General features: G+C 68.7%; 25 protein-coding genes. 7 read left to right on the top strand and 18 right to left on the bottom strand.

Annotated elements, in window-relative coordinates; translation table 11 throughout:
• Positions 1-479 precede the first annotated feature (479 nt).
• The 4 genes from TSB10P1A_RS01850 to TSB10P1A_RS01835 all read left to right on the top strand — a co-directional run bounded on the left by TSB10P1A_RS01850 (position 480) and on the right by TSB10P1A_RS01835 (position 3373).
• On the top strand, positions 480-1337 hold the full coding sequence (locus TSB10P1A_RS01850) for a matrixin family metalloprotease (RefSeq protein ID WP_186386205.1): 858 nt from the start codon (positions 480-482) through the stop codon (positions 1335-1337).
• 194 nt (positions 1338-1531) lie between these two features.
• Entirely contained in the window at positions 1532-2122 is a 591-nt protein-coding gene (locus TSB10P1A_RS01845; protein WP_186386204.1) for a PRC-barrel domain-containing protein, read from the top strand.
• Between the two features lie 238 nt (positions 2123-2360).
• Positions 2361-2930 (top strand): DJ-1/PfpI family protein, encoded by a 570-nt coding sequence (locus TSB10P1A_RS01840; RefSeq protein ID WP_186386203.1) that lies wholly within the window; start codon positions 2361-2363, stop codon positions 2928-2930.
• Between the two features lie 86 nt (positions 2931-3016).
• Positions 3017-3373 carry a ribbon-helix-helix domain-containing protein gene (locus TSB10P1A_RS01835; RefSeq protein WP_186386202.1) on the top strand — a complete coding sequence of 119 codons (357 nt, stop codon included), beginning with the start codon at positions 3017-3019 and terminating at the stop codon, positions 3371-3373.
• 36 nt (positions 3374-3409) lie between these two features.
• Here the strand turns inward: TSB10P1A_RS01835 and TSB10P1A_RS01830 are convergent, their stop codons facing one another.
• Positions 3410-4327, bottom strand: a complete 918-nt coding sequence (locus TSB10P1A_RS01830; RefSeq protein WP_186386201.1) for a PhzF family phenazine biosynthesis protein — start codon at positions 4325-4327, stop codon at positions 3410-3412.
• A 207-nt stretch (positions 4328-4534) separates the two neighbouring features.
• Between TSB10P1A_RS01830 and TSB10P1A_RS01825 the strand changes: the two genes are divergently transcribed.
• Positions 4535-5248: an SDR family NAD(P)-dependent oxidoreductase gene (locus TSB10P1A_RS01825; RefSeq protein WP_186386200.1), complete on the top strand. Its 714-nt coding sequence runs from the start codon at positions 4535-4537 to the stop codon at positions 5246-5248.
• Between the two features lie 87 nt (positions 5249-5335).
• On the top strand, positions 5336-6124 hold the full coding sequence (locus tag TSB10P1A_RS01820; protein WP_186386199.1) for a rhodanese-related sulfurtransferase: 789 nt from the start codon (positions 5336-5338) through the stop codon (positions 6122-6124).
• Here the strand turns inward: TSB10P1A_RS01820 and TSB10P1A_RS01815 are convergent.
• From TSB10P1A_RS01815 to TSB10P1A_RS01805, 3 genes are all read right to left on the bottom strand, one after another.
• Positions 6114-6995: an SMP-30/gluconolactonase/LRE family protein gene (locus tag TSB10P1A_RS01815; RefSeq protein ID WP_186386198.1), complete on the bottom strand. Its 882-nt coding sequence runs from the start codon at positions 6993-6995 to the stop codon at positions 6114-6116. The two genes, TSB10P1A_RS01820 and TSB10P1A_RS01815, sit on opposite strands and share 11 nt — an antisense overlap.
• A gap of 109 nt (positions 6996-7104) precedes the next feature.
• Complete coding sequence (locus TSB10P1A_RS01810; protein ID WP_186386197.1) at positions 7105-7548, bottom strand: response regulator; 444 nt, start codon at positions 7546-7548, stop codon at positions 7105-7107.
• 164 nt (positions 7549-7712) lie between these two features.
• Entirely contained in the window at positions 7713-8213 is a 501-nt protein-coding gene (locus TSB10P1A_RS01805; protein ID WP_186386196.1) for an Lrp/AsnC family transcriptional regulator, read from the bottom strand.
• Between the two features lie 137 nt (positions 8214-8350).
• On the opposite strand from TSB10P1A_RS01805, the gene ald reads away from it, so the two are divergent.
• Positions 8351-9487 (top strand): alanine dehydrogenase, encoded by a 1137-nt coding sequence (gene ald / locus TSB10P1A_RS01800; protein ID WP_186386195.1) that lies wholly within the window; start codon positions 8351-8353, stop codon positions 9485-9487.
• Positions 9488-9750: 263 nt separating this feature from the next.
• On the opposite strand, the gene TSB10P1A_RS01795 is transcribed toward ald, so the two are convergent.
• From TSB10P1A_RS01795 to TSB10P1A_RS01730, 14 genes are all read right to left on the bottom strand, one after another.
• Positions 9751-10020 (bottom strand): glycine zipper domain-containing protein, encoded by a 270-nt coding sequence (locus tag TSB10P1A_RS01795; RefSeq protein WP_186386194.1) that lies wholly within the window; start codon positions 10018-10020, stop codon positions 9751-9753.
• 126 nt (positions 10021-10146) lie between these two features.
• Complete coding sequence (locus TSB10P1A_RS01790; RefSeq protein ID WP_186386193.1) at positions 10147-10416, bottom strand: glycine zipper domain-containing protein; 270 nt, start codon at positions 10414-10416, stop codon at positions 10147-10149.
• Between the two features lie 201 nt (positions 10417-10617).
• A complete protein-coding gene (gene pgi, locus TSB10P1A_RS01785) occupies positions 10618-12243 on the bottom strand; it encodes a glucose-6-phosphate isomerase (RefSeq protein ID WP_186386192.1) in 1626 nt (541 codons plus the stop codon).
• Between the two features lie 76 nt (positions 12244-12319).
• Positions 12320-13246, bottom strand: coding sequence for a calcium/sodium antiporter (locus TSB10P1A_RS01780; RefSeq protein ID WP_186386191.1), 927 nt, complete (start codon positions 13244-13246; stop codon positions 12320-12322).
• Between the two features lie 144 nt (positions 13247-13390).
• The gene (locus tag TSB10P1A_RS01775; protein ID WP_186386190.1) at positions 13391-13717 is read right to left on the bottom strand and encodes a hypothetical protein; all 327 of its coding nucleotides are present in this window, start codon (positions 13715-13717) and stop codon (positions 13391-13393) included.
• A 146-nt stretch (positions 13718-13863) separates the two neighbouring features.
• Positions 13864-14508: a bifunctional 4-hydroxy-2-oxoglutarate aldolase/2-dehydro-3-deoxy-phosphogluconate aldolase gene (eda, locus tag TSB10P1A_RS01770; RefSeq protein WP_186386189.1), complete on the bottom strand. Its 645-nt coding sequence runs from the start codon at positions 14506-14508 to the stop codon at positions 13864-13866.
• Between the two features lie 27 nt (positions 14509-14535).
• A complete protein-coding gene (gene edd / locus TSB10P1A_RS01765) occupies positions 14536-16371 on the bottom strand; it encodes a phosphogluconate dehydratase (RefSeq protein WP_186386188.1) in 1836 nt (611 codons plus the stop codon).
• Positions 16372-16551: 180 nt separating this feature from the next.
• Positions 16552-18024 carry a glucose-6-phosphate dehydrogenase gene (gene zwf, locus TSB10P1A_RS01760; RefSeq protein ID WP_186386187.1) on the bottom strand — a complete coding sequence of 491 codons (1473 nt, stop codon included), beginning with the start codon at positions 18022-18024 and terminating at the stop codon, positions 16552-16554.
• Between the two features lie 30 nt (positions 18025-18054).
• A complete protein-coding gene (locus TSB10P1A_RS01755) occupies positions 18055-18984 on the bottom strand; it encodes a carbohydrate kinase (RefSeq protein WP_186386186.1) in 930 nt (309 codons plus the stop codon).
• Positions 18981-19970: an alpha/beta hydrolase gene (locus tag TSB10P1A_RS01750; protein WP_186386185.1), complete on the bottom strand. Its 990-nt coding sequence runs from the start codon at positions 19968-19970 to the stop codon at positions 18981-18983. Before TSB10P1A_RS01750 ends, TSB10P1A_RS01755 begins: the two co-directional genes overlap by 4 nt.
• 20 nt (positions 19971-19990) lie before the next feature.
• Positions 19991-20770, bottom strand: a complete 780-nt coding sequence (locus TSB10P1A_RS01745; protein WP_186386184.1) for an ATP-binding cassette domain-containing protein — start codon at positions 20768-20770, stop codon at positions 19991-19993.
• Entirely contained in the window at positions 20767-21843 is a 1077-nt protein-coding gene (locus TSB10P1A_RS01740; protein WP_186386183.1) for an ABC transporter permease, read from the bottom strand. The genes TSB10P1A_RS01745 and TSB10P1A_RS01740 overlap by 4 nt, the downstream gene beginning before the upstream one ends.
• A gap of 156 nt (positions 21844-21999) precedes the next feature.
• A complete protein-coding gene (locus tag TSB10P1A_RS01735; protein ID WP_371515066.1) occupies positions 22000-23001 on the bottom strand; it encodes a sugar ABC transporter substrate-binding protein in 1002 nt (333 codons plus the stop codon).
• 67 nt (positions 23002-23068) lie between these two features.
• On the bottom strand, positions 23069-24367 hold the full coding sequence (locus TSB10P1A_RS01730) for an ROK family transcriptional regulator (RefSeq protein WP_244292924.1): 1299 nt from the start codon (positions 24365-24367) through the stop codon (positions 23069-23071).
• Positions 24368-24378: the final 11 nt, after the last annotated feature.

The raw sequence follows: 24378 nt of genomic DNA, 5'->3' as shown, positions 1-24378 counted from the left end.
TCAGGTGGACGCCTGGCGGATCCGGTGTGAGAAAAGCTTGGTACCGTACGGTACGGTTCGGCGGGCACACTCGCGCGGATGCGTGGACGCGTCAAGGGGAAAACGGCTGTCATCGCGCGGTGGCGGTCGGCGGCGGCGGGAGGGGATGGGTGCGGCGGCCCAAGACGCGCCGTCGCCGAGGTTGGCTGCCGTCCGGCGTTGCACGGAAAACACGCGGGCCGGACGATCTGCCGCAGGGGTGGTGACTTGTCCTTGCCGACGCAGGGGAATCGGGCGCAGGCTGGTAGTCCTGACATGGGTGTTTTGGGAGTCCTCGCGAAAGCGGGCTTCGAGGCGCAGCGGTTTTGCGCTAGGGTCCCCAACCGCAGATGGGGGGTCCCGACATCCGGCACTGGATGGCGACCGGCATGAGGCCGGCCAGCGAGAGCGAGGACCCGCATGATCTTCGGTAAAACTCCGGTTAGCGGATACGCCTTGCGTTGACCTACGTCGCTTTCTCCTCTTCGCTCCGTGTCCTGACGCTCGCATCGGCCCTGGCCCTGCCGGGGAGCGTTGCCGTGGCGGCGGCCCCGCAGGCGCCTGCCGTCGGCGCCAGGGCATTGCAGCCGGCCTCGCCGGACAGGGCCCGCCTGCCGTTGGCGCGGCTGTTCACGCCGTTGCGGCTGGAGGGAGCGATCCTCAAATGGGGCGCGCCGCAGGTGGGCACGCCGGCGCGGGTGACCTATGCCTTCGCCAGCGGTCCGGTGAACCGGCCGGAGGCGCGCAACTGCCGGCAGATGCAGGACTTCGACACTCTGGCGGATGCCTCCGGCGAGGCGCCCGCGGCCGTGCGCGCCGAAGCCGTTGCCGCCTTCCGCATGTGGGGCGAGGCGAGCGGCCTCGTCTTCGAGGAAGCGGCGAGCGAGGAGACGGCGAACATCCTGCTCGGCGCCCAGGCGATGCCGAGGGGATACGCCTTCACCAATGTCGATTTCGCCCGGCAGGATGGGTCCGGCCTGATCGAGGCCGGTGGCTCGGACGGGCGCGGGCTGAGCCTGCCGGTCGCGAGTGAGACGGGCGAGGGCAAGACCGCGCCGGTCGCCGCCTGGGTGGCTTCGATCACCCGTTCGGCCATCTGCCTGAACCCCCGGCACGACTGGAAGATCGGATTCGACGGCAACCTTGCGGCCTATGACCTGCGCTACACGTTCGCGCATGAGATCGGCCATGCCATCGGCCTCGACCATCACTTGCAGGGGCCGTCGATCATGCATTTCAAGTATAGTGAAATTTTCCAAGGTCTTCAGGCGGCGGACATTTCCGGCGTGCAATGGCTTTATGGTCCTCCCGCGCGCTGATACGGGCCATCCTCTTGCCAGGATTGTGGTGTATGAGCGCGTTTTTCAAAAATATTAAACGCCTGTTTTCAAAGGTCTTGCCGCCTCGGTGAGGGGCCGGAAAAAGATCACGATCGTTCCTTAGTCTATGTCTGACTGTCCCGCCCGGCGCCATTCCGGCGGCGCGGTCAGAGGACGCGACCAGGGAGACGACGATGAAGACGCTACTTGCCACGACCGCAACGCTCGCAGTCCTTTCGATGGGGGCGGCCTGGGCCCAGTCGGCGACGGAGCCGCAGGTCGATGAACCTCTCATCGAGGAAACGACGCCGGGCGCGGCCATGCCTGCCGACCAGGTGCCGGAGACCGTTGTTCCGCAGGCCGGCCTGCCGCAGGCGGGCGCCGCGAGTTTCCTCGCCGAGCAGCAGGAAGGCCACTGGCTGACCAGCAACCTGATCGGCCGGAACGTGCTCACTCCGGACGGCGACTCCATCGGCCAGGTCGTGGCTCTGGAAATCGGCCCCGAGGGTCAGGTGACCTCGCTGGTGATGACCGTGGGCGGCTTCCTCGGCCTTGGCGCAAGGCAGATCGCCGTGCCGTTCGAGGCGGTCGAGCACATCACCAGCGAGCCGGGGGACCACCAGTTGATCCTGGCGACCACCGCCGAGGAGATCGAGGCGGCGCCGGACTTCAAGACGCTGGTGCAGAAGCGGCAGGAAGAGGAAGCCATCCGCGCCCAGCGGGAGATGGGGGCAGACCGGCCGATGACGGTCGATCCGGCCAATCCTCCGAGCACGGCACAGTGATCGATGGTTTGGCGATCGGTCCAGTGATCGGTGAGGGCGGGACGGGCCGCGCCGGGGCGTGGCCCGTTCGTCGTGCGGGGGCTTGGCGATCGGGGCTTGCTGATCGGGGGTCTGTAGTAGCGCGCTAATACCCGCGCGCCCGGCCGGCTTGCTAGGGTTGTTGCGGTCGAAAGACCGGCGGGCAGTGCCTTCACGGGTGCCGCGGACCGGTCGTCACACTGCCAGGGAGGACAGCAGCATGGCCGCGAAGAAGATCCTGATGATCACCGGTGACTTCACCGAGGACTACGAGACGATGGTTCCGTTCCAGACCCTGCTTGCGGTCGGGCACCAGGTGCATGCGGTGTGTCCGGGCAAGAAGGCGGGGCAGACGGTGGCCACGTCCATCCATGATTTCGAGGGCGACCAGACCTATAGCGAAAAGCGCGGCCACAATTTCGCGCTCAACGCCACCTTCGCCGAGGTCGATCCCGCCGATTACGACGCGCTGGTGATCCCCGGCGGACGGGCGCCCGAATATCTGCGGCTCGACGCGGATGTGATCGCCGCCGTGAAGCATTTCTTCGAGGCCGGGAAGCCGGTCGCCGCGATCTGCCACGGGGCGCAACTGCTGGCGGCGGCGCGGGTGATCGAGGGGCGCACCGTCTCGGCCTATCCGGCCTGCCGCCCGGAGGTGGAACTGGCCGGCGGCACCTATGCGGAGATCGCCATCGACGGCGCCGTCACCGACGGCAATCTGGTCACCGCACCCGCCTGGCCGGCGCATCCGGCCTGGCTGTCGCAGTTCATGACCGTGCTCGCGGCCTGAGCCGCTCCCTCGCTTGCTCGGACAAGGCTTGCGGCCGCCGACGGACGGCCGCAAGCTCTCGAACGACTGCCGCAGGGAGGATGCGCATGTGCAAATTGTTCATCGAGGCCGATCCGGCCTTGTGGGAAAGCGCCACGAAGTCGCTGAGGATCGACAGGATGGCGACCAGCGTGCGGCTGGAAGCCTTCTTCTGGACGGTGCTGGAGGAGATCGCCACCCGCGACGGCATGACCCTGGTGCAACTGATCACAAGGCTCCATCACGAATCCATCGAGGCGGGCCATGATCTCGGCAATTTCGCCTCGTTCCTGCGGGTCTGCTGCGGGCGCTATCTGGCGCTGCAACTGAGCGGCGACATTCCGCGCGATCTTTCGACACCGATCTCCTCGCTCGACAGTCCGCGCATTCTCGACCGCGAGCGGGAACGGGAACGGCTGCACTGACCGCAGCCGCGCCTTGCGGGCCTTCCCGGCCTGGCGTCAGAGGAAGAGTTCGCCGCTTGAGACGATGACGGCCTGGCCGCCGATGCGCACGGCGTTGAGCGCCCCGGCCGATATGTCCACTTCCAGATCGATCAGGGAGGGGCGGCCCATGTCGCAGCCCTGCTCGATGCGCAGGTAGTGGGTTCCGTCCGTCAACCTGTCGAAATGGCGCACGACGCCGGCGAAGGCGGCCGCGGCGGCGCCGGTCGCCGGATCCTCGCCGATGCCCATATGGGGGGCGAACATGCGGGCGGAGAAGGTGCTGTCCTGGGAATTGGTCTGGCGGCAATAGAGATAGGCGCCGATCTCGCCGCCATGGCCGAAGGCGTCCACCCAATAGCGATGCACCGGGGTGACCCGCGACAGGGCGGCAAGGTTCGCCACCGGAACGAAAGCGAAGGGGACGCCCGCCTCGAAGGCGCAGGGACGATGGTTCTCGAAGCCGATCTCGCTCGGCTCCAGGCCGACGGCGGCGGCAATGATCTCCCGGTCGCCCAGGGGATCGCAGGGCCGGGACAGGCGCGGCACATCGAATTCCGCAAAGCCCGCCGCCCCGTTCTTCAGCACGACGCCGCAGCGCACGTTGCCGACACCTTCCTCCAGCACCACCATGGCATTGTGATCGGCATCGGACTCGATGTCGCCGAAGCGCTCCTTGGCAAGCAGGATCGCGGTGCCGACGGTCGGGTGCCCGGCAAAGGGCAGTTCGCGCGCCGGGGTGAAGATGCGCAGCCTGGCTGAATGGGCCGGATTGTCCGGCGGCAGCACGAAGACCGTCTCCGAGAGGTTGAATTCGCGGGCGATGGCCTGCATGCGGGCATCCGACAGCCCTTCCGCGTCCAGCACGACAGCCAGGGGATTGCCCGCAAGCGCCTGATTGGTGAACACGTCGAGGACAAAGAAGCGTCGGGGCATCGTGAGGTTCCCTGCTGGGCGGCGACGGCGTTTCGCCTTGCCGGACTTCGGGTTGCGCCGACGGAGCCGACGACGGGCGAGACTGTGGCATGGTCGGGCGCCGCTTGCCAACCGGCCAGTGGGGCGGGGCTCGTTGCCAGGCTAACGCTTCGTTAACTGCTCGGGTTTCGACAAAACCGCCGACCCTGCCGCAGCGTATGCTCTCCCATGACCGAGGATCTCACCAGTTTCACCCGGGGCGGCATTGCCGTGGTTGCCGGCGCAACAGGCGGCATCGGCTCCGCCTTGGCCCGCCGGATCGAGGCAAGCGGGCGCTTCGATGCCGTGGAGCGGCTCGCGCGCAGCCTTGCGCCGGGCTTCGACCTGGAGGACGAGGACAGCATCGCCGCCGCGGCCCGGCGGATCGGCGCGATGGGGCCGCTGCGCTTGTTCGTCGATGCGACCGGCCTCTTGAGCGATGCGCAGATGCAACCGGAAAAGGCGCTGCGCCAGATCGACCCGGTGGCCATGGAGCGCTCGTTCCGCATCAACGCCATCGGGCCGGCACTGCTCATCAAGCATTTCGCGCCGCTGTTTCCGCGCGAGGGCAGAAGCGTGTTCGCCACCCTGTCGGCCAAGGTCGGCAGCATCGGCGACAACCGCCTCGGCGGCTGGATCAGCTACCGGGCCTCCAAGGCGGCGCTGAACCAGATCCTGCGCACCGCGTCGATCGAGCTTGCCCGGCGCCAGCCGGAGCTGGTGCTGCTGGCGCTGCATCCGGGCACTGTGGATACGGGACTGTCTCGCCCCTTCGCCCGCGCCGGGCTGACGGTGCGCACGCCGGACGAGGCGGCACGCCGGCTGCTGTCGGTGATCGACGGTGCGGGGCGCGAGGACAGCGGCGCGTTTCTCTCCCATGACGGCGAAAGGCTGCCCTGGTAGCGCGGGGCGACCTGTTGCCAGCGGGGAAAGGGGACGTGTAGAAGGCTCGGCAGGCCGACACCTTAGCCGACGAGCCCCAACGCAGACATGACCGACATCCGGATTTCCGCCTTCTATCACTTCGCGTCCCTGCCGGACTTCGAGGCGTTGCGGCAACCACTGCTGGACACGGCCTTGGCGGCCGGCATACGCGGGTCGATCCTGCTGGCGAGCGAGGGCGTCAACGGCACGATCGCCGGAAGCGAGGAGGGCGTTGCGCAGGTGCTGGCCTGGCTGCGGAGCGATTGCCGTCTTTCCGGCCTCCAGGAAAAGGCCTCCTGGGCCGAGCGCCTTCCTTTCGCCCGGCTGAAGGTGCGGCTGAAGCGGGAGATCGTCAGCCTCGGCGTTGCCGGCATCGACCCGACCCGCGAGGTCGGTACCTATGTGCCGCCGCAGGACTGGAACGCTCTCATCAGCGATCCGGACGTGCTGGTCATCGACACGCGCAACGACTACGAGGTGGCCTTCGGCACGTTCGAGGGCGCCTGTTCGCCGGACACCCGCTCGTTTCGCGCCTTCCCCGAATGGCTGCGGCAGGCAGGGGGGACTTCCGCCCCGCGCAAGGTGGCGATGTTCTGCACCGGCGGCATCCGCTGCGAGAAGGCGAGCGCGCTGCTGCTCTCGGAAGGTTTCGAGGAGGTCTATCACCTCGAAGGCGGCATCCTGAACTACCTGGAAAAGGTGCCGCAGGCGGAGAGCCTGTGGCGCGGCGACTGTTTCGTCTTCGACGAGCGGATCGCCGTCGACCACGATCTGCGCCCGACCTGGGGCCGCAACGCCCCGGACGAGGCGCTGCCCGTGCTGCCGCGCGACATCGCGGAGGCGGCTAAAGGCTGAAGCGGCAGGCCGGCAGGCCGGTCGCGCCGGGCTTCAGCAGGAACAGGCAGCCGGAGTCCGGATATTGCGCCAAGAGGTCCGGGGCGTTGGGCGGGCGCAGGCTGGTCACCACCATCTCCTCCAGCGACGGGCCGCAGAAGCAGGGCATGGTCGGGCGCGGCACCGGCATCGGGATCGCCTCGAGGAGTGTGCCGTCGGGGGCGAAGCAGTTGAGCAGGCCGGCGGAGACGCCCGCCGACCAGTAGCGCCCCTTGGCGTCCACCGTGCCGCCGTCCGGGCGCCCGGTCTCGTTGGTGAGCTGGGCGAAGAGGCGCCGCCCGGAGATCGCGCCACGCGCCGCGTCGAAATCCCAGGCCTCGATATGCCCCGGCCGGCTGTCGGCATGATAGAGCACTGTCCCGTCGGGCGACCAGGCAAGACCGTTGGAGACGGTCACGCCCTCGACGAGCCGCGTGGTGGTGCCGTCGCGGGTGACCCGGTAGAGCGCGCCGATCGGCTGGCGGTCCGGCCGGTCGTCCATGGTGCCGACATAGAAGGCGCCGTCCGGGCCGACCTTGCCGTCGTTGAGGCGGGTGCGCGGATCGCCGGCCTCGATCTCCGCCAGGGTCTCGATGGCGCCGGTTGACAGGGTGAACAGGACGACGCGGTCGCGCAGGGCGACAATGAGGCGGTCGTCGTCCTCAGTCAGGCCGAGCGAGCCGACCACATCCGGCAGGTCCCAGTGGCGCTCGGTTCGGCTCTGCCAGTCGCGCGCGTGGATGCGCTTGCCGAGGATGTCGCACCAGTAGAGGCGCCCGGTGCGCTCGTCCCAGGTCGGGCCTTCGGCAAGCTCGCAGCGGGTGTCGCTGAGACGGGAAATCGCGTGGGCCATCGGTCCTCCTCGGGGATCGTCCTGAAAACGGTCCCCCGTTGTCGGACGAGGCGGGCGTGCGATCAAGCGTCTTGCGGCAAAAGGATTGGGGCCGTGGAAAAGCGCGGCCTCAGGCGCGCGCCCTGGCGCAGGCGCGCGGCGGATGGCGGGCGGCCAGGGTGTCGCGGAGAAGATCGGCCGCGAGCCGCTGGATGCTGGCCATGCTGTCGGGCTTGGTGACCACCGCGTCGGCACCGGCGCGCAGGGCCAGTTCGGCGGTGCGGGCACTTTCGGTCGTCGACAGGATGATGATCGGCGTGGCATCGAGGCAGCGCCGGGCGCGCAGGGCGGCGAGCACGTCGAGCCCGGTCAGGCCCGGCATGTTCATGTCGAGCAGGATGGCGTCGGGCAGGGGAAGGCCGGCCGAGATCGTCCGGTCGATCTCGGCAAGGGCGGTAGCGCCGTCGGCGGCGGTGACGAGCGAGAGCGTTTCGGGTTCGGGACAGGCGCGCTGCAGCAGATGGCCGAACATCCACAGGTCGTCCGGATCGTCGTCGACGATCAGGAGCGTCAAGCCGGATAGGCCCCTGGATATACCTGCTGCCTTCATACCTGGACCGCCAAGGCTGAGCCTCGCGAAAAATCCCGAGCGCTTAATCAGTCTATCAGTAAATTAGACAGGGTGCCATAAGGTCGGCCTGCGACCTTCTGGCCGGGTCGGCGGTCGGGGCGGCGGCGCTATCTGTCGTCGTCTTCCGGCAGCGGATAGGCGGTGCTGCGGGAAATCGTGCGGATCGCGAAGGAGGAGCGCATGCGCGAGACGCCCGGCAGGCGGGCGAGATGGTCGCGGTGGATGCGCTCGAAGTCGATCGGATCGGCGGCGGTGATGCGCAGCAGATAGTCGGCGTCGCCCGCCATCAGATGGCATTCCATGATCTCCGGCGAGCGGGCGACGGCCTGCTCGAAGCGGGTCAGCACCTCGTTCGACTGGGAGGTGAGCGAGATCTCCACGAAAATGTTCATCCGCCGGCCGATGCGGGTCTGGTCGAGCAGGGCGACATAGCGGTCGATGACGCCGCTGTCCTCCAGCATCCGCACCCGGCGCAGGCAGGCGGAGGCGGACAGGCCGACGGCGTCCGCAAGATCGGCATTGGCGATGCGCCCGTCGACCTGCAGCAGGGCAAGGATATGCCGGTCGATCCGATCCAGCTTTGCGACTTCCTTCGAAGAATGTTTCATCAATCAGCCATTCTGCGCTTCAATCTTGCGCAGATTGCGAAGACGAGGCCGACAACGCAAGCAAATTCGAGGCGTTTTCGCGTAACATTCCCGATTATCCCGACCGCCGGGCGGTCGAGCACGGAGGAGGTACAAGAATGCGCGTCGGTGTGCCGAAGGAAATCAAGAACCACGAATATCGCGTCGGCCTGACCCCCGACAGCGTCCGCGAACTGGTGGCCAATGGCCATGAGGTGCTGGTGGAGACCGGGGCGGGGCAGGGCATCGGCGCGGATGACGCCGACTATCAGTCCGCCGGCGCGTCGATCGCCGCGACTGCGGCCGAGGTCTTCGACGCCTCGACGATGATCGTCAAGGTGAAGGAGCCGCAGGCGTCGGAGCGGGCGATGCTGCGGCCGGACCACCTGCTCTTCACTTATCTGCATCTGGCGCCGGATGCGCCGCAGACCGCCGATCTCGTCAAGTCGGGGGCCACCTGCATCGCTTATGAGACGGTGACCGACGGGCGCGGCGGGCTGCCGCTGCTGGCGCCGATGTCGCAGGTCGCCGGCCGGCTGTCGGTGCAGGCGGGCGCGACAGCGCTGGAGCGGGCCCATGGCGGCGCCGGCGTGCTGCTCGGCGGCGTGCCGGGCGTGGCGCCGGCCAAGGTGGTGGTGATCGGCGGCGGCGTCGTCGGCGCCCATGCGATCACCATGGCGCTGGGCCTTGGCGCCGACGTGACCGTCCTCGACCGGTCCATCGACGTGCTGGGCAACCTCTCGGCGCGCTTCGGCGCGGCGCTGCGCACGGTCTATTCGACCCGCTCCGCCGTCGAGCAATATGTGCTGGAGGCGGATCTGGTGATCGGCGCGGTGCTGGTGCCGGGAGCGGCGGCGCCGAAGCTCGTCACCGCCGACCATGTGCGGCGGATGAAGGCCGGTTCGGTGCTGGTCGACGTTGCCATCGACCAGGGCGGCTGCTTCGAGACCTCGCATGCCACCACCCATGCCGAGCCGACCTATGTGGTCGACGGGGTGGTGCATTATTGCGTCGCCAACATGCCGGGCGCGGTGCCGCGCACCTCGACCTATGCGCTCAACAACGCGACGCTGCCCTTCACCCTGGCACTGGCCAACAACGGCTACGCCAAGGCGCTGGCGGACAACCCGCATCTGATGAACGGGCTGAACGTCCATGCCGGTCATGTGACCTGCGAGGCGGTGGCGACGGCGCTTGGCTACGACTATGTCGCGCCGGCCAAGGCGCTGGCCAGCGGCATCTCCGCCGCCGCCTGATCGCGGCCGCAGGGCTGAACGCAGCGAGGCCGGCCAGGATCCCTGGCCGGCCTCGCTTGTGTGCAAACCTTGTTTGGTGTGCGAACGCTTGAAACCGTGACCTAGTGTGGTGAATTTGAAATACGCCTCATTTTTGCAGCGTGCCGCGAGCGTATTTCAAATTCGAAAACCACACTAGAAACATAGACTTGCTAGTCACCCTTTTGAATCTGAAGTTCGTTCAGAGCATGCCGAGACATGTGACGAACTTCAGATTCGGGTGACTAGGGGCAGGCCACATAGTGGCGACGGCCGTAGCGGTCGGTGGTGACGCAGTTGCGGGGTGTGGTGGCCGAGCCGATCACCGCGCCGCTGGCGCCGCCAATGGCACCGCCCACGAGTGCACCGCCGACATCGCCCGTTGCGGCGGCTCCGATGGCAGCGCCGGTGGCGGCGCCGAGGCCACCGCCGACCAGCGCGCGGTCACGCTGGCTGTCGGCCTGACAGGCGGCAATCAGCAGGGTCGCCGCCGTAACGATCACGATCTTATTCATCAAATTCGCCTCCGATTGGTTGGCCGGACTGCGTTTCGCGAGAAACGCATGCACCACCGCAACGGTCGGCCGAAGCTTGCGTTGCGGCGGTCAGGCATGTCCCTCTCGGGCGGGCGAGGTCGCCTCTTACGGGCAGGCAACCCGGTAGCGACGGCCGTAGCGGTCGGTCGCGATGCAGTTCTTCGGCGTGGTGGCCGAGCCGACCATGGCACCGCCGACACCGCCGATGACACCGCCGACCAGTGCGCCGCCGACATCGCCGGTCGCCGCCGCGCCGATCACCGCGCCGGTCGCGGCACCGAGGCCGCCACCGACCAGCGCGCGGTCACGCTGGCTGTCGGACTGGCACGCCGCCAGCAGAAGGGCCGTTGCACCCACGAGAACAATCCTGACCATTTTCCAACTCCTCACATGTCCAAAGGTTCCGGCGACTGTCGCCTCCCGACAGGCCCTTCAGCAGGGAGGGTCGGAGTCTCCCTTGCGTTGCTGCCTATCTGAGCATCAAAACCGGGATCAGTCTAGCGCCAGGCTGAGGCGAAGCTGTGACGTAGATCATTGGACGGCGGTTCTTTTCCACCTGCGGTTAACGGAGCGGCATCATTGCCTTCGCAGCCGGGCGAGGAGGCCGAGGGTCGAGCTGTCGCGCCCCGTCGCCGGCTCCCGTCCGTCCAGCATCGGCAGCAACTCGTTGGCCAGCACCTTGCCGAGTTCGACGCCCCACTGGTCGAAGGAGTTGATGTTCCAGACGGCGCCTTCGACGAAGACCCGGTGCTCGTAAAGGGCAATGAGCCGGCCGAGGGCGCGCGGCGTCAGCCGGTCGTGGACGATGGTCAGCGACGGGCGGTTGCCGGGAAACTCCTTGTGCGGGGCAAGGCGGGCGACTTCCGCCACCGACTTGCCCTCGGCGACCAGCAGCGCCTCGGCCTCTTCGCGCGTGCGCCCGTTCATCAAAGCTTCCGACTGGGCGAGGCAGTTTGCCACCAGCAGGGCGTGGTGATGGGCAAGGTCCGGTTCGTGCCCGTTTGCGGCGACGATGAACTCGCAGGGAATCACATCCGTGCCCTGATGCAGGAGCTGGTAGAAGGCGTGCTGACCGTTGGTGCCCGGCTCGCCCCAGACCAGCGGCCCGGTGGCGCAGTCGACCGGCTCGCCGGCCAGCGTCACGCGCTTGCCGTTGGACTCCATGTCGAGCTGCTGCAGATAGGCGGGCAGGCGGGCGAGGCGCTGGTCGTAGGGAAGGATGGCGCGGGCGGGAAAGCCGCAGACATTGCGGTGCCAGATGCCGGCAAGGGCGAGCAGCACCGGCAGGTTCTCCAGCGCCTCCGCCTCGCGGAAATGGCGGTCGAGCGCATGGGCGCCCTCCAGGAACTGCGCGAAATTCTCCGCGCCGATGGCGATCATCACCGGCAGGCCGATGGCCGACCACACGGAATAGCGCCCGCCGACCCAGTCCCAGAAGCCGAAGACCCGCGCCGCGTCGATGCCGAAGGCGCCGACCTTGTCGAGAGCCGTCGAGACGGCCGCGAAATGCGCGCCGACGGCGTCTTCCCCCAGCGCCTTGACGATCCACTGCCGCGCGGTGCGGGCATTGGTCATGGTCTCGATGGTGGTGAAGGTCTTGGAAGCGACGATGATCAGGGTGGTGCGGGGATCGAGCCCCTTCAGCGTGTCGGCGATATGGGCGCCGTCGACATTCGAGACGTAATGCAGGCGCGGACCGTCGGCGAAGGGGGCGAGCGCCGCCGTCACCATCGCCGGGCCGAGATCCGACCCGCCGATGCCGATGTTGACGACATCGGTGAAGGGCCGGCCGGCGGCGGAGAGAATCGAGCCGTCGCGGATGCCGCGGGCGAAGGCCTCCATCTGCGCCAGCGTCGTGCGGACGCTCGGCATCACGTCGCGGCCGTCGACGAGAACGGGCGCCTCGCCCCGGTTGCGCAGGGCGACATGCAGGACCGCGCGCGCCTCCGTCGCGTTGATCGGCTCGCCGGCGAACATCGCCGCGCGGCGGTGTTCCATGCCGCGCGCACGGGCGAAGGCGGCGAGGCCTGCGATCGCGTCGCGGTCCCAGTGCAGCTTCGACAGGTCGAGCAGCATGTCCTCGAAGCCGAAGGAGAGGGCGTCGAACCGGCCGGGGTCTTCGGCGAAGAGACGGCGCAAGCCGGTGGCGCGCAAGCTCTCCGCCCGCTGCTTGAGGTCTTGCGGGAGTGCGGGCCCGGTCATGATCATCCTCCTCCTTGTTGGGTCCGGTATGTCGTCCGGTGTGTCGTCGGGGGTGTCGGTCGGGCCGGTTCGCGCGTCAGACGAACAGCACCGTACAATACCAGCCATAGGCGGCAAGCAGGGCCAGCCCCACCAGCCTCGGCACGCGCGGGGCGACCGCCAGCAGCGCGGCGATGACAAGGGTGACCGCGAGCATCACCGGGATGTCGAAGCGCGCCATCTGCGGCGCGACGGGGATCGGCGCGAGGACGGCGGTCACGCCCAGAATGCCGAGAATGTTGAAAATGTTCGAGCCGACCACGTTGCCGACGGCGATTTCCGGCTGACGCTTCATCGCCGCGACGACGGAGGTCGCAAGCTCCGGCAGGCTGGTGCCGACGGCGACGATGGTGAGGCCGATGACCGCATCGGGGACGCCGATCCTGACGGCGAGGCTCGTCGCACCCTGGACGAGGAAGTCCGCCCCGAAGACCAGCGCCGCAAGGCCCGCGGCGATGAAGCCGAGCATCTGCCAGAGCGTCAGGGCGGTTCCGGTGTCGGGAAGCGTCGCCCCTTGCGAGCGGCCGCGGATCGCGCTGTAGGTGAGATAGGCCGCCAGCAGGGCCAGGAAGAGCAGGCCGTGCCAGGGGCGAAGGACCCCGCCGGGGGCGATGAGCGCGAGCAGCGCGGCGCTCGCCAGCATGGCGAGAAGGTCGCGCCGAAGGCCGGGCAGGCGCGAGGACAGCGGCGCGACGACGAGGGCGAGGCCGAGGATCAGCAGGATGTTGGCGGTGTTGGAGCCGACGACATTGCCGATGGCGATATCGGGCAGGCCCGCCAGGGCAGCATTGAGCGAGACCAGCAGTTCCGGCATGGAGGTGCCGAAGCCGACGACGGTCAGGCCGATAAGCAGCGGGGAGATGCGCAGGCGTGCGGCGAGCACCACCGCGCCCCGCACCAGAAAGTCGCCGCCGAGGAACAGCAGGGCGAGACCGAGGCCGACGAGAGCCATATCGATGAGCATGGGGGAGCCGATCCGGGGCGCCGCGGCGGCAGGCTGCGCGAGGAACCCAAAGAGGCGATCCGGCTGCCGCGACCTGCGACCCATATCCGCAGGAGTGCGCCGCCTGACAGGCCGGACCGGCAGGCGCATCGATGGGGACTGCGATCAGCCCGCAGGCTGTGCCGTGTCCTCGGCAAGCCTCTCGCGCTCGCTGGCGGCGAGGGCGAGTTCGCCGCGGATCGCGAGGGTGGCCAGGCGCCAGGTGGCCCAGGCGGCACCGGGGACAAGCAGAACGGCAAGGGCGATGGTGCCTGCCGAGCCGAGCGACAGGATGCCGATGAAGGCCCAGAGGGTGCCGAGGGTCAGCGTCCAGATCTCGGCGGAAAACAGCAGCACGGCGGAAATCACGACGACATAGAAGGTAACCCCCGGTCGGACGCCGGTCCGACGGGTGGCCACCGCCGGAGCGGTGGTGTTCGATGAGCTCGACATGGGAGACAGCCTCGCGAAATGCGGATCTGGCGATCCGCGACCCGAAGCAGATGGGAGCGGGCACGGGGTCCTGCAAGATCGCCGGGAAACCGGCGGCGGGAATATTTTCTGCCACGGTCCGCTCCCTCCCCCGGTCGGGCGCCGTCTCAGGCCGGAAGCTTCGACGCCTGGCGGGCACGGGCCTCGATGCCGTCCCAGTCCTCGGCGGCGATGGCGTCGGGCCCGGCGATCCACGAGCCGCCGACGCACACGACGTTGGGCAGGGCGAGATAGGTCGGGGCGGTCGTCTCGGTGATCCCGCCGGTCGGGCAGAAGCGGGCGGCCGGCAGCGGCGAGGCAAGCGACTTCAGCAGCGCCGCGCCGCCGACGGCCTCGGCCGGGAACAGCTTCAGCCGCGAGTAGCCGGCCTCCAGCAGCTTCATCACTTCCGAGGCGGTGGCACTGCCCGGCAGCAGCGGCACGTCGTGGTTGGCGGCCGCTGCCAGCAGCCGGTCGGTGGCACCGGGCGAGACGACAAAGGTGGCCCCCGCCGCGACGGCAGCCTGGTACTGCGCGGCATCGAGCACGGTGCCGGCGCCGACGAAGGCGCCTTCCACTTCGCTCGCGACAGCGCGGATCGCCTCCAGCGCCTTCGGCGTGCGCAGCGTGATCTCGATCGCCGGCAACCCGCCGCGCACCAGCGCGCGGGCCATCGGCACGGCCTTGGCGGGGTCGTCGACGATCAGTACCGGGATGACCGGCGCGGCCTGCATGATCCGGTCGAGGCGTTCGGTGTTCTGGCTGGTGGCCATAAGGTCAGTCTCCGTGAAGGGTCGGCGTCAGGCGGCGAAGCCGTGAGTGCCGAAGACATGGGCGCCCTGGTCGGCGGGGCCGGCGAAGGCGCGGAAGGCGGCGAAGAGGTCGCGGCCGACGCCGTGCTGGTGGACCGAAAGGTCGGCGGTCGCCGGCGTGCGGGCGGCGAACTCCGCCGCATCGACCAGTACTTCGAGCCGCCCGGCGGGCGCATCGACGCGCAGGAGGTCGCCGTCGCGGATGCGGGCGATGGGCCCGCCGTCGACGGCCTCCGGCGTGACATGGATCGCCGCCGGCACCTTGCCGGAGGCGCCCGACATGCGCCCGTCGGTGACGAGCGCGACCTTGATGCCGCGGTCCTGCAACACGCCGAGCGCCGGCGTCAGCTTGTGCAGTTCCGGCATGCCGCAGGCGCGCGGGCCCTGGAAGGGCAGCACGGCGATGAAGTCGGAGGTCAGCTCTCCCGCCTTGAAGGCGGCCTGCAGGGCCTCCTGCGAGGCGAAGACGCGGGCCGGGGCCTCGACCACCCGGCGCTCCGGGGCGACGGCGGAGACCTTGATCACCGCGCGGCCGAGATTGCCGTCCAGAACGGTGAGGCCGCCATTCTTCTGGAACGGTTCGGCTGCCGTGGACAGGACCTTCGGATCGCCGCTTTCGCGGGTCGCCGGCACCCAGGCAACCCCGCCTTCCTCGGTCAGCCGCGCTTCGCTGGTATAGGCGTCGAGGCCGGTGCCGTTGACCGTGCGCACGTCGCGGTGCAGCAGGCCGGCCTCCAGCAATTCGCCGATCAGGTAGCCCATGCCGCCGGCCGCCTGGAAGTGGTTCACGTCCGCCATCCCGTTCGGATAGATGCGGGCGATCAGCGGCACCGCGTCGGAGAGGTCGGAAATATCGTCCCAGGTCAGGCGGATGCCGGCGGTGGCGGCGATGGCGACCAGATGCAGGGTGTGGTTGGTGGAGCCGCCGGTGGCATGCAGGCCGACGACGCCGTTGACGATGGCGCGCTCGTCGATCATCTCGCCGACCGGCGTATAGGCATTGCCGAGCGCGGTCAGCGCCAGCGCGCGCTTTGCCGCCTCGCGGGTCAGCGCGTCGCGCAGCGGCGTGTTTGGATGCACGAAGCTGGCGCCCGGCAGGTGCAGGCCCATGATCTCCATCAGCATCTGGTTGGAATTGGCGGTGCCGTAGAAGGTACAGGTGCCCGGCGAATGGTAGGACTGGCTCTCCGCCTCCAGCAGTTCGGCGCGGCCGATCTTGCCTTCCGCATAGAGCTGGCGGGTCTTGGCCTTCTCGTCGTTGGACATGCCGGTGGGCATCGGACCGGCCGGAACGAAGACCGCCGGCAGATGGCCGAAGGACAGCGCCCCGATCATCAGGCCGGGAACGATCTTGTCGCAGATGCCGAGGAAGACGGCGGCGTCGAACATCTGGTGCGACAGGCCGATGGCCGTCGACATGGCGATCACGTCGCGGGAGAACAGCGACAGTTCCATGCCGGCCTGGCCCTGGGTGACGCCGTCGCACATCGCCGGAACGCCGGCGGCGACCTGGGCGACGGCGCCGACCTCGCGGGCCGCCTCGCGGATCAGCTCGGGGAAGCGCTCATAGGGCTGATGCGCCGACAGCATGTCGTTGTAGGCGGTGATGATGCCGAGGTTCGGCACCACGTCGCCGGCCAGCCGCGCCTTGTCGGTGACCCCGCAGGCGGCAAAGCCATGGGCAAGGTTGCCGCAGGACAGGGTCGAGCGGCGCGGGCCGTTTTCGGCGGCCGCGCGGATGCGCTCCAGATACTGGGCGCGGCTGTTGCGGCTGCGCTCAATGATGCGCTCGGTGACGGCGGCGATGGTGGAATGAAGGCTCATGGCGGGTTCCGTCCTTTCGGTTGCGGTCTGTCCGGCGGGAGTGGGCCGGATGGCTCACTTCGGATGACCGGCGATCCTGTTGGACCGGCAGGCGAATGCCTGTTCCGGCACGACGTTTAAATCGATTTAATTTCCCGTTCAACCGGGATGCGTTCACCGCATCCCGGCAAGTTCGTTCGTTCAGATCAGGTCCTCGAACCAGGTGCGGCCGTCGCGCTCGATCAGGGCGATGGCGGCCGATGGTCCCCATGTCCCTGACGTGTAGCCCTTCGGCGGTTCCTTCAAGGTCGACCAGGCCTGCAGGATCGGATCGACCCAAGCCCAGGCCGCCTCGACCTCGTCGCGGCGCATGAACAGGGTCTGGTTGCCGCGGATGACGTCCATGATCAGCCGCTCATAGGCGTCCGGATTGCGCACGGCGAAGGCCTTGGCGAAGGACATGTCGAGCGGCACCTGGCGCAGGCGCATGCCGCCGGGGCCGGGGTCCTTGATCATCACCTGCATGCGCACGCCCTCGTCCGGCTGCAGGCGGATGACCAGCCGGTTCGGAGAGATCGCGCCGGCCTCCTCGCCGAAGATCGAATGCGGGATCGGGTGAAACTGCACGACGATTTCCGAGACGCGGGCGGCGAGGCGCTTGCCGGTGCGCAGGTAGAAGGGAACGTTGGCCCAGCGCCAGTTGGCGATCTCCGCCTTCACCGCGACGAAGGTCTCGGTCTGCGAGGCGGGGTCGTTCAACTCCTCCAGATAGCCGGGCACGGCGCCGCCGGACGAGGCGCCGGCGCGGTACTGGCCGCGCACCGTGGCGCGGGCGGCGAGATCGGCATCCATCGGCTTCAGCGCCTTGAGCACCTTCAGCTTCTCGTCGCGCACCGAATCCGCATCCATCGACTCGGGCGGCTCCATGGCGACCAGGCAGAGGAGCTGGAGAATGTGGTTCTGCACCATGTCGCGCATGGCGCCGGCGGTGTCGTAATAGCCGGCGCGGCCCTCGACGCCGAGCGCCTCGGCGACGGTGATCTGCACATGGTCGATATGCGCGGCGTTCCACAGCGGCTCGAACAGCGCATTGGCGAAGCGCAGGGCCATCAGGTTCTGCACCGTCTCCTTGCCGAGATAGTGGTCGATGCGGAAGATCTGGTCCTCGCGGAACACCGCGCCGATCGAGGCATTGACCTCGCGGGCGGAGGCGCCGTCCTTGCCGATCGGCTTTTCGATGACGACGCGGGCAAGTTCCGTGGCAAGGCCGTGGGTGCCGATGCGCTCGCAGATCGGCTCGAAGAAGTCCGGCGAGACGGCGAGGTAGAAGGCCCGCACCACCTCCTCGCGGCCGGACAGGGCGGCGGCGAGGTCCGGCCAGCCGCGGTCCCCGGCGGCGTCCGCCGCGATATAGAACAGGCGGTCGAGGAAGCGGGCCAGCGAGTGGGGCTCGACGTCGGAAACGTGCTCGTCGATCGCCTGCCGCGCGAACTCGCGGTAGTCGCTGATCGACATCTCGCGCCGCGAACAGGCGAGGATGCGGGCGTCGTCCGGGAGCTGGCCGTCGAGATCGCGGTGATAGAGGGCGGGCAGCAGTTTCCGGTGGGCCAGATCGCCGGTGGCTCCGAAAACGATCAGGTCAAACGGGGCGACTTCGATGACGCGCGCGGCCATGGCGGTCCTTTCACTTGTGCGGTTTCGCCCTCAGGCGGCGAGTTCGGCACGGCGGGGGAGGTCCGCTCCGCGCCGGGTACAGGTAATGGCAGAGGCTCTGCCTGCATACTCCAGAAGATCGGCGAGCGCGTCGTCCCCAAGGCCGGAAAGCCCGGCGCGGCTGCGCGCGGCGGTGTCTCCAAGGCGCGCGAGCAGCGCCGCCTGGAACGTGTCGCCGGCTCCGACCGTGTCGGCGACCGTGACGGGACGGCCGGCAACGCTTGCCGTCGATGTCGCGGTGAAGGCGCTCGCGCCCTCGCGTCCCCGCGTCACCACGACCAGGGCGGGGCCTCTGGCGAGCCAGTCGCGCGCCAGCTCGGCCGGGTCGGTGCCCGGATAGAGCGTCTGCGCGTCCTCGGCGCTGATCTTCAACAGGTCGACATTCGGCAAGAGCGCGTCGAGCCGGCCGCGCCAGGCGGCAAGGTCGGCAACGACCGTGGGCCGGATGTTCGGATCATAGGCGACGAGGCGCCGGCCATGTTCGCGCCGCACCAGGTGCAGCAGGGCGTCGCCGACCGGCGGCACGAGCGCCGAGAACGAGCCGAGATGGATCGTGTCGATGCCCTCCGCAAGCGCCGGCAGGTCACCCGGCGTGACGAGACGGTCGGCGGCGCCCTCGCCATAGAAGGAATAGGCCGGGCTGCCCGAGGCATCGAGACCGACGACGCTGAGGGTGGTCAGCGCGTCGCTGTCGATGACGAGGGAGGTATCGACGCCCTCCCGCTCCAGCGCCGCCTTGAGACGGCGGCCGAAGAAGTCGCGCGACAGGCCGCCGAAATAGGCGACCGGCACTTCGAGCCGCGCAAGGCCGATGGCGACGTTGAAGGGCGAGCCGCCGATGCGGGCATCGAGGGTCAGCGTCCCGCCGTCGCCGTCCTCGGCGAACAGGTCGAACAGCGCTTCGCCGCAGACGAGGATCATTGAACGGGGCTCCTTCGGGATGTCGTGCCGGGGTCGTCGAGAACCATCCCGGCGATGGCCTCAAGGACGCCGTCGGCGAGGGGGAGGTCGGGGTTCGCGTAAGCCTCGAGATTGGCTGTCCGCTCGGCCGGTGCCGACTTGAACATGTGGTTGACGCCGTCAAGGCGCACGAGGCGCGCATCGGGGCGGGCGGCGGCGAGCGCCTCGGCGTCGGCCATCGTCACCTGCAGGTCGGTCGTGCCCTGCAGGATCAGGACGGGCAGGTCCGTCGCGGCGATCATCTTCGCCGGATCGTGGGCGAGCAGGTCGATCACATAGGGCTGCACCGAGGGGCGAAAGATCCCGGCAAGCTGCGGGTTGACGTTGGAAAGATCGGCCGGTTGGCCGGCTTCCAGCGCCGACAGCAGCGTCTCGAGCGCGTCCAGCGTCGGCTGGCGCAGCGGGCTTTCGGGCAGGTTCGCGCGGAACTGTTCGCGCAGCAGGGCGCCAAGCGGACGGCCCGGGGTCGCGGCCAGCACCAGGCCGCAGATGCCCTCGGGGCGGGTGCTTGCCGTCTTCAGCGCCACGAGGCCGCCCTCGCTATGGCCGAGGATCCAGACGCAGGGCGCGCCGGTTCTCGCGCGCAGGACCTTGATCCAGGCATGGGCGTCGTCGGCATAGGCGGCCAGCGTCACGTCTTCCGGATCGGGCACGGCCTCGCTGCTGCCATGCAGCCCGCGCTTGTCGACGCGGGCGGAGGCGATGCCGCGGGCGGCGAGCCCTTCCGCCAGCAGCCGCAGCGTCGCGGCGCGGATGCCGGGGAGCTGGTTGCCGTCGCGGTCGCTGGTGCCCGAGCCGGGGATCATCAGCACCACCGGAGCGTCAGCCCCGGCCGGGCCCGCGAGGAGGCCGCGCAGCGGTCCCTGCGGGCCGGGCGCCTCGATCTCGGCGGCCGAGGCCGCTGCGAGCGAGGCGGCCAGCACGGCGGCAGTCAGCAACAGGCGCATCCAGGTGGGCCTCCGGGGTCTCAGGCCGCCACGGCCTGCGGCGGTTCCATCGCGCCGGTCATGATGGCGACGGCGTCCGACATGGAGAAGTCGTTCGGTCTTATGACACAGGCACGACGCCCGAGGCGATGGATATGGATGCGGTCGGCGACCTCGAAGACATGCGGCATGTTGTGCGAGATCAGCACGATAGGCAGGCCGCGCGCCTTCACGTCGCGGATCAGGTCGAGGACCTTGCGGCTTTCCTTGACGCCGAGGGCGGCGGTCGGCTCGTCCATGATCACCACCTTGGAGCCGAAGGCGGCGGCGCGGGCCACGGCGACGCCCTGGCGCTGGCCGCCGGACAGGGTCTCCACCGCCTGGTTGATGTTCTGGATGGTCATCAGCCCGAGCTCGGACAGCTTCTCGCGGGCGATCTTCTCCATCGCCTTGCGGTCGAGCTTGCGCAGGTATTTGCCCATCCAGCCGGGGTGGCGCAACTCGCGGCCCATGAACAGATTGTCGGCAATCGACAGGGCCGGCGACAGGGCGAGGTTCTGGTAGACCGTCTCGATGCCGGCCTCGCGCGCCTGCATCGGCGAGGTGAACTGGACCGGCCGACCGTCGAGCCGGATCTCGCCTTCGTCCGGCACGACCGCGCCCGAGATCGCCTTGATCAGGGTCGACTTGCCGGCGCCGTTGTCGCCGATCACGGCGAGGATCTCGCCGGGATAGAGGTCGAAGTCCGCCCGGTCGAGGGCGACGACGCGGCCATAGCGCTTGACGAGGCCGCGGGCGGTGAGGATCGGTTCGCGGGTCATGCTGCAACCTTTCTGATCCACTGGTCGATGGCGACGGCGGCGATGATCAGCACGCCGATCAGCAGATAGGTCCATTGCGGGTCGGTGCCGATCAGGCGCAGGCCGAGCGAGAAAACGCCGACGATGAGCGCGCCGAACAGCATGCCGAGGATCGAGCCGCGTCCGCCGAACAGCGAGATGCCGCCGATCACCACGGCGGTGATGGATTCGATGTTGGTGAACTGGCCGCTGGTCGGCGAGACCGAGCCGAGCCGGCCGATCATCGCCCAGCCGGCAATCGCGCAGATCAGACCGGCGAGCGTATAGACCGAGATGCGGATGCGGGAGACGCGCACGCCGGCGAGTTCGGCGGCGTCCGGGTCGTCGCCTATCGCATAGACATGCCGTCCCCAGGCGGTGTGGTTGAGCACGTAGTTCAGCACCAGAACCAGCACCAGCATGGCGATCACGCCATAGGTGAAGACGGCGCCGCCGATGGTGAACTTCTCGCCGAAGAACTGGAGGATCGGCGCATTTGCCTCGATGTCCTGGCTGCGGATCGTCTCGTTGGCCGAATACAGGAAGTTCGTTGCCAGCACGATCTGCCACATGCCGAGCGTGACGATGAAGGGCGGCAGGCGCATCCAGGCGACAAGGGCGCCGTTGATGAAGCCGCACAAGGCGCCGCAGGCGAGGCCGCACAGCACCGCGATCTCGGCCGGAAGCCCGTAGCGGAAGGTGAACTGGCCCATCACCACCGACGACAGGACCATGATCGCGCCGACCGAAAGATCGATGCCGGCGGTGAGGATCACCAGCGACTGGGCGCAGCCGACGATGCCGACAATGGCGACCTGCTGCAGGATCAGGGTCAGGGTGAAGGGCGAGAAGAATTTCGAGCCGAGCAGGATGCCGAAGACCACCAGCGACAGCAGCAGCACGATCAGCGGCACGAATTCCGGCCGGGCGTGCAGGCGGTGCTGGATGCGGTCGATCAGCGGCCGGTCGGCGCGCGCGAAGGCGGCGACCTGCGTCGAACTCCCGGCAAGGCCTTTCTCGAAGTCGTCTTTCGCGGATGTCTGTGCGTCGCTCATTGGGTCTCCTCCCCCGCAACCTTACCCGGCCCCGCAACCTTGCCCGGCCCCACAATCTTGCCTGGACGGCCGTGCCGGCGATGGGTGCCGGCGGATCGTCCGCGCGGGGCGGGTGCCGTCCCGCGCGGAGCTTTCCTCAGTATCTGGTGCCGGGCATCAGCCCCAGCACTTGTCCAGACCTTCCTTGGTGTCGATGGAGGGTACGCCCTCCGCCGGCCGGTCGGTGACGAGTGCCACGCCGGTGTCGAAGAAGGTCTTGCCCGGCGTCGGCTCCGGCTTGGCGCCGGTGTCGGCGAAGGTCTTGATCGCCTCGATGCCGAGCGAGGCCATCAGCAGCGGATATTGCTGCGAGGTGGCGCCGATGACGCCGTCGACGACATTCTTGACGCCCGGGCAGCCGCCGTCGACGGAGACGATCAGCACGTCCTTCTCGCGGCCCATCGCCTTCAGCGCCTCATAGGCGCCGGCGGCGGCCGGCTCGTTGATCGTGTAGACGACGTTGATCATCGGATCCTTGGTCAGAAGGTTCTCCATGGCGCGGCGGCCGCCTTCCTCGTTGCCGGCGGTCACGTCGTTGCCGACGATACGCGGATCGTCCTCGTCGCCCCAGCGGTTCGGGTCCTTCACGTCGATGCCGAAGCCGGTCAGGAAGCCCTGGTTGCGCAGCACGTCGACGGAGGGCTGGCTGACGGCGAGGTCGAGCATGGCGATCTTGGCATCCGCCGCCGCATCGCCGAGGGTGGCAAGGGCCCACTGGCCGATCAGTTCGCCGGCCTTGAAATTGTCGGTGGCGAAGGTCGCATCGGCCGCGTCGGTGGGCTCCAGCGGCGTGTCGAGGGCGATGACGAGAATGCCGGCATTGCGCGCCTGCCTGACGCTGTCGACGATGGCCTTGGTGTCGGAGGCGGTGATCAGGATGCCCTTGGCGCCGTCGGCGATGCAGGTCTCGATGGCGGCGACCTGGCTCTCGTGGTCGCCGTCGATCTTGCCGGCATAGGACTTGAGCTGGATGCCGAGTTCGGCCGCCTTGGCGGTGGCGCCTTCCTTCATCTTGACGAAGAACGGATTGGTGTCCGTCTTGGTGACGAGGCAGGCCGTGATGTCGGCGCCGAGCGCCGGAGTGGCGGCGGCGATGCCGAGCACGGTGCCGGCGAGCATCAGTTTCCTAAGCATGGTCAGTTCCTCCCAGTTGGTTTTGCGATCGCGTCGCGGACCGCCCGGCTCCTCATGCCGGACGGCCATCCTGTGCGGGCTCGATGTCCTTTCGCGCCTTGCGCGCGGCGGCATCGGCGGCACCCTGTTTGCCCTCGTTCGCGGTCAGGATCGCGGTGCGGGGCGAATAGTTGAAGAAGATCGGCAGGTTGGCGGCGCCGGCGGCGCCCGCGTCTTGGCCGAAGGAGCCGCGCTGCAGGCGCGGCGGCACGCGCGACTGCGGCGCGGCCAGCGCCAGCGCGCGGGTCAACTCGTCGATCAGCCGCTGCGGCAGGCCGCCGTCGATGTCGAAGTCGATGACGACGAGCGGCACGTCGATCAGCGAGATCGCCGACCAGATCGCCGGCGTCAGCGCGGCGACGCAGTCGGCAAGCCATTCCTCGACCGCCGGGTGGTTGCTTTCCACGGCCCGCTCGAGATCGTCCCGCGTCTCGGCGACGATACCGTGATGGGCAAGGTGGCGCTTCAGCGCCGAGAGCGAGGCGCGGGTCAGCAGGATGTCCATCTCGCCGCGCGGCGCCGGGGCGGAGGCGAGGCGGCTGCGCGGCACCGGGATCATCGCGACGTCGCCGGCATTGCCCCGCACGCCCTTGACGCAGTCGCCGCCATAGACGACGCCGCCGCCGATGGCGGGGCCGAGGAACAGGTAGAGGAAATCGTCGGCATGTCGGCCGGCGCCGGAAAACAGCTCGGCGATGGCGGCGGCGGTGCCGTCGTTTTCGGAGAAGACCGGGAAGTCGATGGCATCCTGCAGGAGTTGCTTGAAGTCGATGTCGTCCCACAGGTGGAAGTTCGCCCTCGGCAGGCCGAGTTCATGCAGCCAGGAGCCGAGGTTGAACGGCATGGCGACGCCGACCCCGGCGATGCGCGCATGCTCTTCCGGCGAGACGAGACGCAGCAGGCTGGCGATGTCGCGGGCGACGATGTCGACCACCCGCTCGGGTTCGGGCAGGAAGCGGTCATGCGACTGGCGGCCGATGATGCGGCCGGAAAAGTCCGCCAGCACCGTCTCGATCGAGGTCCGGTCGATGCGCACGCCGAAGCCGTAGGCCCCCGTCGCCGCCAGGCGCAGCATCGTCGCCGGCTGACCGCGGCCGCCGTCGTGCCGCTTGCCCAGGGTCTCGATCAGGCCGCTGGTCGTCAGGTCCTGGATGATGCCGCCGATGGCGGCGTTGGTGAGCTGGGCAAGGCGCGCGAGATCGGCCTTGGACGCCTCGCCGACCCGGCGCAGCACCTGCAGCACGATGCGCTCGTTGTAGCGGCGCAACTGAACGGAATTCGATCCCTGTCCGACAAGCGGGCGCCTGGCCACCTCGACTGTCC

Source organism: Stappia sp. TSB10P1A, from assembly GCF_900185725.1.
GTDB lineage: Bacteria > Pseudomonadota > Alphaproteobacteria > Rhizobiales > Stappiaceae > Stappia.
The sequence above is the reverse complement of the archived record's forward strand: the minus strand, read 5'-3'. Positions and strand labels throughout refer to the sequence as shown.